12 protein-coding genes and 1 pseudogene are annotated in these 14,396 nt (G+C 58.4%); 6 read left to right on the forward strand and 7 right to left on the reverse strand.

The features are described 5' to 3' along the window. Positions 1–37 precede the first annotated feature (37 nt). From AC0L15_RS02745 to AC0L15_RS02755, 3 genes are read left to right on the forward strand one after another with little or no spacing between them, the layout of a single operon-like run. Positions 38–1,318, forward strand: coding sequence for an O-antigen ligase family protein (locus tag AC0L15_RS02745; protein WP_287244621.1), 1,281 nt, complete (start codon positions 38–40; stop codon positions 1,316–1,318). Next, positions 1,315–2,298, forward strand: coding sequence for a glycosyltransferase family 2 protein (locus AC0L15_RS02750; RefSeq protein ID WP_473495875.1), 984 nt, complete (start codon positions 1,315–1,317; stop codon positions 2,296–2,298). The genes AC0L15_RS02745 and AC0L15_RS02750 overlap by 4 nt, the downstream gene beginning before the upstream one ends. Before the next feature lie 34 nt (positions 2,299–2,332). After that, complete coding sequence (locus AC0L15_RS02755; protein WP_287244624.1) at positions 2,333–3,436, forward strand: glycosyltransferase; 1,104 nt, start codon at positions 2,333–2,335, stop codon at positions 3,434–3,436. A 272-nt stretch (positions 3,437–3,708) separates the two neighbouring features. Here AC0L15_RS02755 and AC0L15_RS02760 read toward each other — a convergent pair whose 3' ends face one another. The 3 genes and pseudogenes from AC0L15_RS02760 to AC0L15_RS02770 all read right to left on the reverse strand — a co-directional run. Then, positions 3,709–5,577: a Wzz/FepE/Etk N-terminal domain-containing protein gene (locus AC0L15_RS02760; RefSeq protein WP_473495876.1), complete on the reverse strand. Its 1,869-nt coding sequence runs from the start codon at positions 5,575–5,577 to the stop codon at positions 3,709–3,711. Positions 5,578–6,127: 550 nt separating this feature from the next. After that, positions 6,128–6,301 (reverse strand): exopolysaccharide production repressor protein, encoded by a 174-nt coding sequence (locus AC0L15_RS02765; RefSeq protein WP_287244627.1) that lies wholly within the window; start codon positions 6,299–6,301, stop codon positions 6,128–6,130. A 469-nt stretch (positions 6,302–6,770) separates the two neighbouring features. Then, a pseudogene (locus AC0L15_RS02770) lies at positions 6,771–6,911 on the reverse strand (molybdate ABC transporter permease subunit); the annotation flags it as partial. 179 nt (positions 6,912–7,090) lie between these two features. Here AC0L15_RS02770 and AC0L15_RS02775 point away from each other — a divergent pair. Further along, positions 7,091–8,332, forward strand: coding sequence for a polysaccharide biosynthesis/export family protein (locus tag AC0L15_RS02775; protein ID WP_473495877.1), 1,242 nt, complete (start codon positions 7,091–7,093; stop codon positions 8,330–8,332). 189 nt (positions 8,333–8,521) lie between these two features. On the opposite strand, the gene AC0L15_RS02780 is transcribed toward AC0L15_RS02775, so the two are convergent. After that, positions 8,522–9,514 (reverse strand): glycosyltransferase family 2 protein, encoded by a 993-nt coding sequence (locus AC0L15_RS02780; RefSeq protein ID WP_287244632.1) that lies wholly within the window; start codon positions 9,512–9,514, stop codon positions 8,522–8,524. A gap of 536 nt (positions 9,515–10,050) precedes the next feature. Between AC0L15_RS02780 and AC0L15_RS02785 the strand changes: the two genes are divergently transcribed. Then, positions 10,051–10,725 (forward strand): protein-L-isoaspartate(D-aspartate) O-methyltransferase, encoded by a 675-nt coding sequence (locus AC0L15_RS02785; RefSeq protein ID WP_287244635.1) that lies wholly within the window; start codon positions 10,051–10,053, stop codon positions 10,723–10,725. 66 nt (positions 10,726–10,791) lie between these two features. Here the strand turns inward: AC0L15_RS02785 and AC0L15_RS02790 are convergent, their stop codons facing one another. Beyond that, positions 10,792–11,418: a CDP-alcohol phosphatidyltransferase family protein gene (locus tag AC0L15_RS02790; protein ID WP_287244637.1), complete on the reverse strand. Its 627-nt coding sequence runs from the start codon at positions 11,416–11,418 to the stop codon at positions 10,792–10,794. Positions 11,419–11,683: 265 nt separating this feature from the next. Between AC0L15_RS02790 and AC0L15_RS02795 the strand changes: the two genes are divergently transcribed. Continuing rightward, on the forward strand, positions 11,684–12,157 hold the full coding sequence (locus AC0L15_RS02795; RefSeq protein WP_473495878.1) for a phosphatidylglycerophosphatase A family protein: 474 nt from the start codon (positions 11,684–11,686) through the stop codon (positions 12,155–12,157). A 74-nt stretch (positions 12,158–12,231) separates the two neighbouring features. On the opposite strand, the gene AC0L15_RS02800 is transcribed toward AC0L15_RS02795, so the two are convergent. Both AC0L15_RS02800 and AC0L15_RS02805 read right to left on the reverse strand, forming a co-directional pair. Continuing rightward, on the reverse strand, positions 12,232–12,924 hold the full coding sequence (locus AC0L15_RS02800; RefSeq protein ID WP_287341711.1) for a class II aldolase/adducin family protein: 693 nt from the start codon (positions 12,922–12,924) through the stop codon (positions 12,232–12,234). Further along, complete coding sequence (locus AC0L15_RS02805; protein WP_473495879.1) at positions 12,921–14,396, reverse strand: FGGY family carbohydrate kinase; 1,476 nt, start codon at positions 14,394–14,396, stop codon at positions 12,921–12,923. Before AC0L15_RS02805 ends, AC0L15_RS02800 begins: the two co-directional genes overlap by 4 nt.

A 14,396-nucleotide genomic window follows, 5' to 3' on the forward strand; every position in this document is an offset into this window, starting at 1 on the left:
ACATGCTAAAAGAATATCGCGCCGCGAGGGGGCTGTGATGCGTTATCTCCTCACATTCGCGATACTGAGCCTCTTCCTGCCAATCAGGCTCGAGACGGGTCTTGTATTGCTGCGTCCGTTCGAGCTGATCGCATTGCTGATGCTCGTGATTGGCATGGCGACGGGTCGTTGGCGAAATTTGGCTTTTTCAGCCGGTTTTCTACTGCTCCTGCCCTTCCTGGGCTGGCACATGGTCTCGGCCTTCAGCGTGGACGCAAAGAACGGCCTGCGCGAGCTGTTGCAGATGTCCATTGTGGGCGCCTTTGCGTTCGCCATCGCACAGGAGGCTAGATGGCTCGAGACGCAGAAGGCCGTCAACATCTTGCTTTTCGGCATGGTGCTGATTCTCGCCTATACGATCACCTGGCATGTCGCCCATGGCTACTCGGTCGGTTGGAAGCATCTGGTCGATCCGAGGCTCGCGTTCACCTTCCTTCCAATTGCGCTCGCAGGGCTCCTCCTCTTCGTCAACCGGGACAAGCGGCGCACCCTTTGGTTTGTATGGGCGGGGATACTTCCCCTGCTCGTGCTATCTGGGGAACGCAAGGCGTTTTTGATCTATCTCTTTCTGACCGCCGCGCTTCTGATGCGCGGACGGCTCGCTGCGATGGTGCCAGCGATCGCCGTCGGCTTCGTGGGTCTTTTCGTGCTGGCGACCACAGTGGAAAACTCATATGTCGGAAAGCAGTTGCAGACCATCCTCGATCCGCTGAGCATGGGTCAACACGAATACCTGGCGGCGAAGGGGAAATATGCCCCTGGAGACACGCCGAGCAATGTCCAGCGCGCGTTTGCTTTCAATCTGTCCAGACAACTCATCTCCGAACATTCCCTGATGGGCGTGGGTACGAACCAATTCAAGAATATTATCGATACGGATTTCAGCGGACTTCCTGGCGAGTTGCGGCTGGCGATACATGGCGAGTTTCAACGTATCCTCACCGAGAACGGCATCATTGGGCTCAGCCTCTATGTTCTCATATGGGTTGCTGCATGGTTTCGCTTGAGCCGTACTCTAAGCTGGGCCCTTTCTCACGGATTGATCGGAGCGGTCCAGGCACGGCTTCTGCCCCTCGTGCTCCTTGTTCCTTGCGCCTTTTACGTTGGAACAGAAGCCTCCGGCACACGAGCTTTCGTCACACTAATCCTTGTCTCGCTCCTGCCTGAGTTGACGCGGCACGGGCTTTACCTATCATTGCACAGGATGCGGAGGAGCCCCCCCAGGAGCATGAGACATCCTCGATTTCTCGGGAACCCCTTGCCAGGAAACACGAGATGAGTGTTTCGGTTATCATGACATGCCACAATGAAGAACGCTTCATCGTGCAGGCAGTGGAAAGCGTGATCAATCAGACCGCGTCGAGCCACATCAAAGAGATTATCATTGTCAATGATGGCTCGAAGGACGGCTCGTCGGAAGTGATTGCATCGCTGGGTCGCAGGGAGCCGCGCGTACATGTCCTGACGACGGCGGGTATCGGGCTTTCATCGGCGAGGAATCTTGCCATCAGACATGCTGCCGGCGATCTTATTGCAATTCTCGACGGCGATGACTTCTGGGCCGATGACAAGCTTGAGCGTCAATTAGCCGTCTTGGGCAATGGCTGCAAGGCAGGTCTTGTCTATGGCGATTTTGTCGATTTTTCCGCTCCGGATCTGTCCGATGCTCTACACGTCTCGGTGCGCCGCTATCGCGCGGACCAATGCGATACGCTGCCGAAATATTTTCTGCTTGATGGGCCGATTATTCCTTCCAGTATGGTTATACGGCGGGAGATGGTCGAAGACATCGGGGTATTCAACGAGGCATTCAAGGCTGGAGAGGATACAGAGTTTTGTTTGCGCGCAGCCGAGCGTTGGACATTTCAACATGTGGCCGGAGCACTCGTCTATAAACGGCGCCATGGCTCGAACATGACCCGCAGACTCGACGCGCTTCTGCCGGTAGCCGAACGCCTCACGCGAGAATGGGTCATGCGACGGCCGGAACTTACGCACCTCGCGCGTCGGCGCAACGCGCGTTTGTACGCCAAGGCGGCCAATGATTGCGTGGCTCAAGGCGAAAAGAAACGCGGAGCGCGCTTGCTCATTCGCGCGATGTGGCACAATCCATTGTCATGGCGCGTCTACGTTTACATCCTTCTTTGCGTCCTGCCGAGGGGCGTGGAGCCCCAGGTGCGCCGCGCAGCCAAGCTGTTGTTCTACCGCGCCCTGCGCAAAGGGAGCGGCATTGACGAGTATCGGGGCGCTCAGCGCTAGAGGCACAAGGCAATCGGGAACGCTTCCGTATCACATGCGAATTCTTTACTTCATCAACGGCTTCGATCCCGGTGGTGCCGAGCACGGGCTGCTGACCTTGCTGCAAGCAGGATTTTTCAGCGGGCATGAGCTGAAGATTCTAGCCTGTTGCCGTGGTCGCGGGGCTCTTGCCGACGAAATCGCCGCAAAGATCGGAGAGCACAATCTTATCCTGACGTCGCAGAGCGACGAGCCTTCCTTGCGCACCTTCGTGAGCACGTTCTTTATAATGTTACGCCTCAGCCGGGAGTGGCGGCCGGATATGGTTGTGTTGTCGCTCAAGCAGGCCAATCTCCTGGGACGATTCGCTGCGATGTTCGCTCCTCGGCTTCGCTGCGTTTCATTCGAGCACATCGCCCGTTATCGCTCCCGGCGTGCTGAAGGCGTTTATGGCCCTGTGCTCAAGGCGCTGTCCTGGCGTGTCGACGAAATCTGGGCTGATTGCGAAAATACGCTCCGGGAGACACAAGCATACTTCCTGCCCCGCAGGCGCCGGTCGCATGTGGTGCCTCTGTTTCGTGCCGATGGGGCTTCCTCCCACAAGCGCGACTACGCGCTTCACACACCCTTGCGCCTTGCTGCAGCCGGACGCCTTATGGCGCGAAAGAACTTTGACCGCCTGATCGAGGCCATCCGAATGCTCCAAGACCGCGGCGTTTCTGCAAGCCTCGATCTTTACGGCGATGGGCCGGAACGGCAGGCGCTTTCGCGCAAGGCGGATGAGCTCGGCATTCGAGATCGCGTGCATTTCCATGGATATGTCGCACGCTGGTTCGAGCTAGCCTGTGATCGTGACATGTTCATTAATCTGTCCGATACCGAAGGGTTCTGCATCGTCGTCGCCGAGGCGATGCTTGCCGGCCTTCCGATTATCGCGACCGACGTCGGCGGTATTCGGGATTACGGCAAGCATGGAGAGAATATGCTGAAGCTTACTGTGCCCTCAGCGGACATGGCGGTGACCCAAGTGTTAGTGCTAGCGGGCGATGAAACGCTTCGCAAAGAGATCGGAATACAGGCACGACACGATATGCTGGAGGCCTATTCGCAGGATGCTTTGCGTGTCCGCGCTGCGGCGGTGTTGGGTGGCGGAATGTAAGGACCGGCAAAGCACTGACGACCAGGATAGCCGGGCCGATCGTGAATTCCGACTGCTCGGCATCCCACCTGTTCGACAGGTTCTCGACCTGGCCCTTCTCCAGTCCGATGCCAGCGCGCAGCCCGCCGGCTGGAGGAAGCGACGATGTATCGCCAGTCCTTGCCGACGAACACCATCTCCTGCGTCTCGCGCGGATAGGCCCGGACGGAGTTTTTTCGTCAAATCCCCTCCTTGGGCTATCTGCTCAAGACAAAACAATGCCTGCTCCACAACTAGGCCTGGTAATACTGACTATAACGTTCACTGTAAAATTCGGCACTGCCGAACTTTTGGTACCGCTTTATTCTTTTGACATCAACCTTGTTGAGCAGAACGCCGATGCATTTATCCGCCAGGATCGGGTTGTTGTTGAGAATTTCGCGCACGAATGTACGAGCGGTCACACCCCATTCAACAACCAGAACAAGGCCGTCGAGGTGCTGGACAAAGGACCTCACGTCCGCGACTGGAGCCAACGGGGGCAAATCAACGACGACGTAATTGAACATAGGGCCCACCTTGAGCAGAAAGTCGCCCATTTTCTCGATAGGCTGCACGGTGTTTGCGAGCTTTTGTTGGCTCTGGTTCACACCGGGCAGGAACCTCAATGGCAATGACTGATGGGCCAGCAAGTCACTCGGATTGAGTTCTCCAGCCAACAAGTTGGCCAGGCCTCGTTCCCAGCCGTTGGCTAACATAGGGGACAAGCCAGGATTGTGGATATCGGCATCGATCAACAACGTCTTACAACGCTGCATAGCAAGAACCATCGCTAAATTAGCAGCGATCAGAGACTTCCCTTCTCCCGGGAGGCAAGAAACGATGCCGAGCGCCTTGGTGCTCTTGCTTGGTAACTCGACGTCAACAGCGACTTTCACAGTTCGCATCGCTTCAGCGAATTCCGAGCGCGGATGTTGTTCTACCCAGTTGAAAGCGCTGTTCCCCACCTCGATGAATGACGGCTCTCCGGCCGCACGATCGTGCTTGTTTCGGCGAATTGGCTTCCCGTCCAGCAAAGGGATCATTCCGAGCGTCTGAAGTCCGAGTTCATCGCGCACTTGAGCCGTCGTGCGGAAAAAGCGCTCCCGGTACTCCCGAATTCCGCCCACACCGGCGCCAACCAGGCCGCCGAGCACGAGACAGAACGCCATCGTAAGACTTCTGTTCGGAGAACTCGGTCCGCTGGGGTACGGTGCCTCCGAGATAATCCGCGCTTCCGTCAACGCCATCGAAAGGTTCTGCAGGCTCGCTTGGTACTGCTGCAGGACCTGTTCATATTGCGACTTGAGAGAGGACGCCTCAAGTTCGAGCTGGCGCAACGTAACCAGCGTTTCCTTGGTCAGCGTATTGTCTGTTCGGAACCTGTGGATTGCGAGCTCGGCATCGACCGATCGCTTCCGCACCGTCTCGACCTCTTCCGCCAGTGCGCTGCGAGCTCGGATAATCGACTCGTCTTTGGCTCCGACTTGGTCAGAGATATAGATTTCTGCATACTTACTGGCTATTTTTTGCGCCATTTCGGCGCTAGGCGACCGAAATTGGACTTGCAGTATGTAAGAATCCCCTACACGAGCTACCGTTATATTCTCAGCCAGAATGCCAAATGCCTGCCATCGAGGATCCGAACCTCGCGCGGCACTCGATTCCACCGGCGCTCCGCTTGCTTCGGAACTGCCGATGAATGGCCACCGAGCGACCGATCCTGTGAGACTGTTGAGCAATGAATGTGGCGCTGACAAGAAAGAGCGATCGGCAGCAAGACCGAGGCTGTCAATGACCTTTAGCCCGATGCGGTCGGAAAGCAACAATTCGACCTGACTCAGCATCATCGGGTCAAGCGGTGCGGAGCTTCCGCTCTCTGTTAACTCCGTTACGATGGATGGCTGGTTCTTGTCGATCAGGATTCTGGCCGTCGACTCGTACAAGGGCACCTCGGCCCAAAGATACGCCAGCCCCAGCACAAGTCCTGCGAGCGCGCATGTAACGACTAACCTCAACTGCCGTTGCGCTGCCGCCACGAGTGTTTCGAGATCAATCGTTCCCCACTGAGGATCGCCGAATGTGAAGGCAGAATCCGGGTGTTTTTCAACTTCGCGGAGCATAAGCCTTCAAACCTGTGGGATGAGACTGGCAGCGCATTTGTAGTGACAAACGCTATACCACATTATCTGACTAATGTCTTCAGTATCGACGCCCGTGGAGCACAGGCGCACCGCTCGGGGCGGGCATCAGCCCGCTCTTCGCCAAAGGCGCAACTCCTTAACCTCGATGCAATAACCTGACGCGGCCCATGCTCCGACTGCCGCAATTCCGCTGCATGTCGTAAGCTCCAATTGAAAGAAGAAATTGAGTCGTATTGCCAAATGGCAAAACATCTGAGCAGATTCCGGGCTCCGGTTGAGCCTGTCCTGCGGGAAACAGGAATGGCTCGTCGATCACAGACGCGCGATAACGATCACCGCAAAGATCCTGCGCGCATCTGGCGCCTCGCGGAAAGCCTCTCCGCTGCCCGAATGAGACAGGTTGCAGTCACATTTTGTTTCGTGGTGTGGGGTGTCATCTTGCTGATCGTCCTGCTCTAGCAGCCAGAGCCTATAAAGGCGGAGAGTGGCCCGCCTCACTAAGTGGCTCGGCAGTTGCTCCCTTTCGGACTCAACGCGCGATGTGTGACTTCGGAGTCACCGATTCTTTGGAGACCGAGCGCCACACTAGCAGCATGACAGCAACAAAGTACCCAATCTGTATCAAGATCCCACAAATTAACGTTTGGACAAACGTGCCCCAGAGGGAGCCGGTGAGCAAATATATACTGATGGCGAATGCCACAGTACTATGATAAGGCCTCGCAAGAAAAGCAAAAAGGACATCGCCGTCCCACTCGCAGCCGCTGACGTGACGCGCTCCTTGGCTATCCAGGCCTCAGCGCGTTAACCATCATAACATATCGGAACGGGTCAGAGCGACCGATATATTAGAATATGCGAATAAATACCCCCAACCTGTGCCAGGAGGCTTGCTTCCAGGCGGGACCGGCCATGCCATGCGATGTGGATTTAGGCAGAGGCTGAATCGAGTTGTGTGCGTCAAGTTGAGCAAAATGGGATGGCTTCGACGTTGGTGTGTCCGCCGCGCAGCTTCAGTGTTTAGCGGAGCGGCGGACATGGCGGCCCCGCCTCAGACGGGCCAATGCCGCTCAGGCCACCAGGAAGACGAACGCGACTGCCATCAGCAGGTAGCGCGACTGGCTGCTCGCTGGCCGGCGGTGTCGCTTCCGATCGGCGACACGATCGTGACGTCAGCCATAGCGTTTGCGGCTCCACGACTGCACCAGATTGACGACCAGGAGCATCGCGAACGATAGCAAAACCATGATCGCCGCGATCGCGCTGGCCGCCGGATAGTTGTGTTCTTCCAGCCGGATGATGATCAGAGTGGGGCGATCTCGAAACATCGGCTGCCATGTTGCCGTTGTTCAGAGCGTAAATTCGCCTCAAAAGAATGGCATTGTGAGAAAGGTCTGCGTCGATGTCACGCTCAAGCATTGCGGGGTGATCGCGAATGTTGAATAGATCGGTGCGCTGGATGCGGGCAGGCAGCTGCGCTGCGCTCGCATGCATGTTTCTGTTGTTCGCAAACGCGAATCTATCGGTTGGCCTTGCCCTAGCAGAGCAGCACAATGTCGGCGAGTACCGTCTGCAGACTGGCGACGTGATCGGCTTCGCCGTCATAGGGTATCCCGAGATGCAAAAGCGAGCTGTGATCGACCAAAGCGGTGTAATTGTGTTGCCGGCCCTGGGCCCCCTAAACGTTCTCGGGAAGACAATAGGGGATGTTCGCAAGGAGGTAATTGAGGTTTTAAAACCAAAATCCCTTCCGCAACGATCCGCCGACGGCACTGAGACTTGGACTGGTTTTTACCCGGATCAGATTGTAGTTGATATTGAGGAATACCGACCCATCTATATTGACGGGGACATTGCCTCTCCTGGGATTCAGCCCTTCAGACCAGGCATGACTGTCCGACAAGCTGTGGCGGCTGGCGGCGGCTACCAACTCGGTCGCGGTGAGCTTCAAAACCCTGAAATGACAGCAGCGGACCTTGGCGGCCGCCTCCACATTCTGCGTATCAGGTACCAGGAAAGCGAAATCAAGGCTGCTCGCATAGAGGCGCAGCTGAGCGGCGCCAGAGCGATTGAGCTTCCGGACGCAGAACGTGACCCGAGCCTCGAACCTCGTCGCGACGAAGCTTTGCAGCAGGAGGGGAAGCATCTTGAAGCTGTCTATGCGGATCAGGAGAAGGAGCGCGCTTCAATTAAGTTGGCCGCAACCAAGGCGGCGGAACGAATGGGCTATCTTAAGGAGCAGCAGAAGGCGGATCAAGCGGGCGCAGCCGCAGATGCGGCGGAACTTGATCGCCTCAAGAAGCTCTTCGAAAAAGGTCTGGTCCAGATCACTAGCGTCAACTCTGCTCAACGCGCAGTGCTCTTGTCAGCGACCCGCGCTTTGCAAACCAATGCTGAGATCGCTCGACTTGAACGCGACCAAGGGGATTTGCAGCGCAGTCTTGATAGGCTTATCGACCAGGGTCGAATTGACCTGTTGGCTAATTTGCAGACTGAACGCGCGGCGATGACGCAAATGCGCGCTGAGATGGATTCCTTGACCAAACAAATCGCCTACGTGATGCAGATGCGCAGCGACCTTGTAGGCGAAGGGGACCGAATTACGATCGGTGTAACCCGCTCCACTGACGGACGGGCAGCGACGACCGAGGCGACTGAAGATACTCTGCTTGCTCCGGGTGACACCATCACAATTACGCTGGAGGCCCCACCAGGAGCGGCGGTCGCGAATTAAACAATTAAATATTGTATAGAGGCGGCGCGTAATTGCACGTGTCCTATGGAAATGTGGTCCGGGCCAAGATCGTTCCGGTAGCCGCTCAGGTTCCGAGCAGTGACGTGATTGCCGCGTGCGCCGCCAAAGCCTGGCATCAAGCATGTAGCTTCAACAGCTCCGGCTCGGCACGCCCGAACAGTGACGCGCTCACCTCTCCAGATAAATCTTCTTATAAAGAGGCCGAGACTCGGCGTTTCGCATCCGATTCACTCGAACCTTGATCCAGCGAGGAACCAGCCCCCGGCAGTAGACGTCGACCGTGTGAGGCAGACGTGAAATGGCCGTGTGCGGCTCCAGGACAAAGAGCTTCTTCGACAGGTACCAGGCTGCGGAAGGCCGCCCCTGAATCAAAGCCCTCACGGCAAGCCCATTGATCGTGTCAAGCAGATGGGCATTGAGATCGCTCCCAAATTGCGGATATTTCTCGCGAAACTCGGCTAGGACAATTTCATACGAACGAAACATCTGCATGACATCGCTCGACATGTTGCCGATGGTCCTCCGGTAACCCACAAGATGTTGTGGCACGACACGAAACTCGTAATTCTCCGCTATTCTGAGGCACATTAGAAAATCTTCGCAGCCTTGTGCGTTCCTCGCCCTCAGGGAGGGATCAAACTGTCCCGCCCGCTCGAATGCAGAGCGACGTACAAGCATCGAACTTCCGTTACCGACAAAGTTGTTTCTGCACATGCGTTGCAGCACGCGACCATCGGCATCGGGCTGTTTGAATGAAAATATCCGACCGTCCTCGTCGATCTCCGCAAACCAGCAATATGCCAGGCCAGCTGACGAGCCTCCTTCCTGCAGGACGCGCAGTTGCAGTGCGATTTTGGATGGAGCCCAAAGATCATCCGCATCCACGAACGCTAGAAACTCCGCATCGGTGGCAGCGGCGCCGCTGTTGCGTGCGTGCGCAACACCCGCGTTCGGCTGCCTGAAAAGGCGTATACGCCGATCTTGCTCGGCATAGGCGGCCACGATTGACGCGGACCGGTCCGTCGACCCATCATCCACTACGATAATGTCCAGCGCCTGGTGGCTCTGCTGGCAGATGCTGGTCAGCGTCGGGAGAATGGTTCTCTCGGCATTGAACATGGGCACCACGACGCCTATCACAGTGGCATTGTGCTGGCTCATTTGCCTTCGTCTTCTCTCACGACGTGGTAAAATGGCACATCAGGGCCGGTAGTTCCATCAGATTTCACTACTTTAGCTGATGAGGATTCAACCACGACGGCCGAACGGCAAGGCAGAGGCCCCGGCGAGTTCCACTCAGCACTCCTGGAAGCGATAAAGTAGCGGCTTCCGAACTTTAGCTGGATATTTAGGAACCACCCGTCGCGGCATTCCGCTGCCGAAGCCATGCAGCAGTCGCATCGGTGAAACAGGCGTCCACCACTACAACGACAACGCCCCGGTCGAGATCGCCGGCTGCCCACGCATGCACGCGATTCAGCCGTTCATCGTTCAAATCACCGCGAGCCAGGACATACCGTTATGGCTACATGGCACCGGATCTCCAGGCCCGCCGCCGATATCGACCAGACGCAACGCCAAAATTACCTCCGGTCGCCGTGGGCCACCCGCAACTGGAAACGATGACGGGCGTTGCTGTGACGAACAGGATATAAGCGTATCAGGCAGCAAGCCTGGTTGAAGAAAGCCTGACGGTCATGAAGCCAATGAACGAAGAGCACCTCGCAGTGCTGCGCAGGCACATGGTCGAGATGATTGCAATCCATACCGACCTTACAAGCGAGGAGCTCGGCAAGGCGGCGCTCGATGAACGGGTGATGGCAGCGATGCAGCGGGTGCCGCGCCATCTCTTCGTGCCAAGCTCGGTCGCGCCTTATGCCTACCAGGACATGCCATTGCCGATCGGCTTCGACAAAACCGTCTCGCAGCCGTTCATTGTCGCACTCATGACCGATCTCCTTGCGCTCCAACCGCACGAGGCGGTGCTCGAGATCGGCACCGGCCTGGGCTACCAAACCGCAATTCTCGCGGAACTCGCCGGGCACGTTTGGAGCATCGAAATCATCGAGGAATTCGCAAGCCATGCCGAGGCTCTGCTGCAGGACCTCGGTCTGTCCAATGTCAGCATTCGTGTCGGGGACGGGTCTCGCGGCTGGCCCGAGCACGCGCCATTCGACAAGATCCTGGTCAGCGTCGCGGCGGGGCGGGCGCCGCCGGCGTTGCTCGAGCAGCTCAAGCCGGGGGGCCGCTTGGTTATGCCTGTAGGCCCTGAACAAGGGCAGTTGCTGACGGTCATCGACAAGGATTCGGCAGGACAACTGAAGACCCGCAAAATCATCCCGGTTCGGTTCAGCCGGCTCGAAACGGTCTAACGAGGGGTGCGGACAACAGGCACGCAGGGAGCGCCGGGCGCCTCATCCTTATGGGATTTGGCCGTCTCACGGCTGCTTCGCGTCCGATCGTTTGAGCATCGCAAATGCGCGATTCATCCGTTGCAGCGCTGTCGCGTTGGCCACGAGTGCGTACAGCGCGAACCCGCCCGTCAGAATCCAGGGCGAAGCGGCGCCCATGGCGGTCGCCAATCCGTCGGCGACCAACAGCACGCAAATGAACACCAGGCGTTCCATCCGTTCGAAGAAATCCGGCCATGCCTGGTTTTCTATGGGGATTTCGATCGCCGTCCGCGCCTTGGCGTAGCTGGTGAGGAGTCCGCCGGCGAACGCGAGCATGGCGATTGCCCACATATCGGCGACCCAGCCTATTGCCGCAAACACGGCGAATTCCTGATAACGGTCGGCCATGGCGTCGAAATAGCCACCCGCCTTGGTGCTCATATGTCTGCGGCGAGCAACCGCCCCGTCGAGCGCGTCGAAGGTGAAGGCAAACGCCAGGCAAAGGCCAAAGGCAAGACTTGACTGGTGGTACAGATAGGCGGCGCACGACAAGGCGACGAGCACCAGCCCGCCTGACGTAACCTGGTTCGGGGTCATGCCGATCCCGATCAGCGGAGAGGCGGCGTGCTCCCATAGCGGGTCGATACGGCGTTTCATGAGACCGGCGATCATGATGACTTGGCTCCTCTGATGATGTCGCTCCGCGACGTTTAACCGGCAAATTGAGGGTTCGTTCCAGCCCGTCGGCGCCGATCGAGGTGGTCAGCGCAATGCCCGTTGTGTCCGCTGTCGCAAATCGACTGGCGGTCTATAGCGCATCGCGCCTGACCGGGTCACGCCCGAGGGCATGCTTTTGCGCGACCTGCGTTAGCGGAAGTAACTGGAAGACTGATACAACGCATATTCGCAATTCACCCTGTCGGCCGTTCGAAACGCCATGCGTAAATTTCTGCCCAGGCTTGCTTACCTGCTCGCGACCTCTGCCGGCGCGGGATTATCTCCGGTATGGCCAGGCACCGCCGGCGCAGGCGTCGGAGTGGCTGTTGCCGCGGTCCTGATACCTGCATCGCCTTGGCTGATCGTGCTAGCCTATATGGGCTTATTCGCCGTGGGAGTATGGGCGTCGTCGCATGTCGTCTCCCATACCAGGACGGAGGATCCGCAGATCGTCGTCATTGACGAGACCTTCGGGACCGCCGCAACGCTTTCCATGCTGCCGCTAGACCCGGTCTGGTGGGCAGCAGGTTTCCTTGCTTTCCGGTTTTTCGACGTCGCCAAGCCTTGGCCCATCGGCATCGTGCATGAGAAGGTAAGGGGTGGACTCGGCATCATGCTGGACGACGCGGCTGCGGCTGTCTTCGCCGGTGCGTCGCTGCTTTTGCTGAACGATTTGATTCACCGTTTGCCGTAAGGAGGACAACTCAGTCTTCACCTGCCACCCAGCGCGAAGAAAGACCTGCTTCACTAAAATCTGCCGGAGCAGCGCTAGACCGCAGCGTCTCGTGGCCGCGCCAGGTCGTTCGTTCCCTCCGGGTCCGGCGCCTGGCCATAGCTCATCTTCCTCATCTGCTCGATCACCCGCGCCATCTCCTCGTCGGAAAGGACCGGCGGCTCGCCAAGGCTAAGCGCCTGGACATACATGCGCGACAGGGTTTCGACCTCGTTCGCCAGCCACAACGCCGCTTCCATGGTCTTGCCAAGCGAAATCTGGCCGTGCTGGCCGAGCAGGCAGGCGAGGCGATCCTTGAGCGCAACCAAGGCATTGTCGGACAAGGCCTGCGTGCCAAAGGTTGCGTATTCCGCGCAGCGGATGGTCGTGCCGCCCGCCACTCCCGTCATATAGTGGAAGCTCGGGATCGTCTTGTGATGGCAGGCCAGCGTCGTGGCGTAGAGCGAGTGGCAATGCAGCACGACGTCGATCTCCTGCCGCTCCCTCAAAATGTCACGGTGGAAGCGCCACTCCGAGGAGGGCCGTCGGCCGACATAGGTGCCGTCAAAGCTCATCTCGACGATGTCTTCGGGCGTCATCGTTTCGTAGGGCAGCGACGAGGGCGTGATCAGGAAACCGTCGCTAGAGCGCACCGACAAATTGCCGGCATTGCCCTGGTTGATGCCGCTTGAGTTCATCCGGCGGCAAGCATCCACCATCTCGCGGCGCAGAGCGCTGTCATCAGTCATCGATCGTTCCTTTTGCTGGTCTTGGCCCGTTGCAGGTTGTTTCGCTTCGCCAGGTCGCGCCACCGCTGTGCATAGGCTGCGAGCGTCTCACGATCGCTGGCAAAGGCAGTCGGCAGGCTGAGCGCGATCGGAGCCGGCGTGTCACGAGTTTCGTGTTCGCCAAGTAGCGCCGCACCCGAGGCGGTGCCATAGGAGTCGAGGTTGTAGACCGTTTCGGCGTTTGGCCGCAGCGCCGCAACCAGCGTGGCGTAGAGCGGGTCTCGCAGGAAGGTGCCATCCAATGCAACCAGCCCGGTTTCGTTCAGTGCATCGATACATTCCACCGTCAGCAGCGCGGCGTAGAGCACCGCGAGCGCCTTGCGCTCTGCAGGGGTTTCTGCAGGCGGCCCTTCAAACCGGCCGAGCCCAGCGCTGCCTCGAAACAGGCCGTCATCGTCGCCGAACGACGGCAATGCGAAAGTGCCGCGCTCAATCAGCAAGCTGACCAGCGCAGCGTCGGCTGCAGTTCCTTCTTGCCCCTGCCCTGCCACCCCGTGCCCTGCCACAAGACTGAACTCACGTCCGCCCATGGTCAAAACGCCGCCGACCGGGCGTCCTGTCACGTCGCTGTTCAGAACCATTCCGCGATTTTCATCGAGGCGGTCGAGAGGTGTCGCCGCGCACATTCCGACAATCCAGGTTCCGGTAGAGATCACGCAGGCGTCGTGCATGCCTGCCGCCTGATAGCGGTAGAGGTTCAGGCTGCTGTCGTGGCCGCCGGTCAGGACAGACAGCTCTTCCGGTATGCCGTGTCGGCGCGCCAGATCCTGCCGGATTGGCCCCAACCTCTCCCAGGCCGGATGGAATGGTGGCATGAGGCGCTGCCATCCCTGCCCCGCCACAATGGGCGACCACTGCTTGCGCACATTGTTCCACAGATGGGATTGCGCCGAGAGGATCGTCGTTTCGGCCGATGGCACGCCTGACAGCCGCCAGGCCCAATATTGAGGCAAGCCCAGATACCAACGAGCCTGAGCGACGCGCTCCGGATCAACCTGCTGCATCCAGTACAGCTGGCGCGCCTGGTGGGCAGCCTTCAGCATGATCGCGCTGCCGCGATCGAAGAAATCGCCCGAAAGCGGCGCGTAGCCATCGCGAATTGCAGGCGGCAGATCCTGCTCGTAGTCAATCATCGGCAGGGCACAAGTCTCGTCGGGATCTGCGTTCACCAAGACCCCTGCGGAGCCATGTCCGGTGCCGACCAGCTTTTCCAGCGGATGGTGTCGGCACAAAGTGGCGAGCGAGCCGAACAGCCAGTCGGTAATGCCATTGAGATCGTGCCGCCGCCAAGGTGGACCGGGCCGCACTTCGTTGCGGACAGAGAGGCTCTCCACGAGCACGCCGTCGAGCGTCATTGCGGAGAGCTTTATGTTGGTCTTGCCGACATCGAAGACGGCGATCCTTGCGCCGTCCGCCTTCTGCCCGTCACCCAT

The organism is Mesorhizobium sp. WSM4846, from assembly GCF_055811415.1.

What these genes read in the sequence shown, in the direction of transcription:
- AC0L15_RS02745 (WP_287244621.1), top strand. Translation starts at nt 38, where the DNA reads ATGCGTTATCTCCTCACATTCGCGATACTGAGCCTCTTCCTGCCAATC.
- AC0L15_RS02750 (WP_473495875.1), top strand. Translation starts at nt 1,315, where the DNA reads ATGAGTGTTTCGGTTATCATGACATGCCACAATGAAGAACGCTTCATC.
- AC0L15_RS02755 (WP_287244624.1), top strand. Translation starts at nt 2,333, where the DNA reads ATGCGAATTCTTTACTTCATCAACGGCTTCGATCCCGGTGGTGCCGAG.
- AC0L15_RS02760 (WP_473495876.1), bottom strand. Translation starts at nt 5,577, where the DNA reads ATGCTCCGCGAAGTTGAAAAACACCCGGATTCTGCCTTCACATTCGGC.
- AC0L15_RS02775 (WP_473495877.1), top strand. Translation starts at nt 7,091, where the DNA reads ATGTTTCTGTTGTTCGCAAACGCGAATCTATCGGTTGGCCTTGCCCTA.
- AC0L15_RS02780 (WP_287244632.1), bottom strand. Translation starts at nt 9,514, where the DNA reads ATGAGCCAGCACAATGCCACTGTGATAGGCGTCGTGGTGCCCATGTTC.
- AC0L15_RS02785 (WP_287244635.1), top strand. Translation starts at nt 10,051, where the DNA reads ATGAAGCCAATGAACGAAGAGCACCTCGCAGTGCTGCGCAGGCACATG.
- AC0L15_RS02790 (WP_287244637.1), bottom strand. Translation starts at nt 11,418, where the DNA reads ATGATCGCCGGTCTCATGAAACGCCGTATCGACCCGCTATGGGAGCAC.
- AC0L15_RS02795 (WP_473495878.1), top strand. Translation starts at nt 11,684, where the DNA reads ATGCGTAAATTTCTGCCCAGGCTTGCTTACCTGCTCGCGACCTCTGCC.
- AC0L15_RS02800 (WP_287341711.1), bottom strand. Translation starts at nt 12,924, where the DNA reads ATGACTGATGACAGCGCTCTGCGCCGCGAGATGGTGGATGCTTGCCGC.
- AC0L15_RS02805 (WP_473495879.1), bottom strand. Translation starts at nt 14,396, where the DNA reads ATGGGTGACGGGCAGAAGGCGGACGGCGCAAGGATCGCCGTCTTCGAT.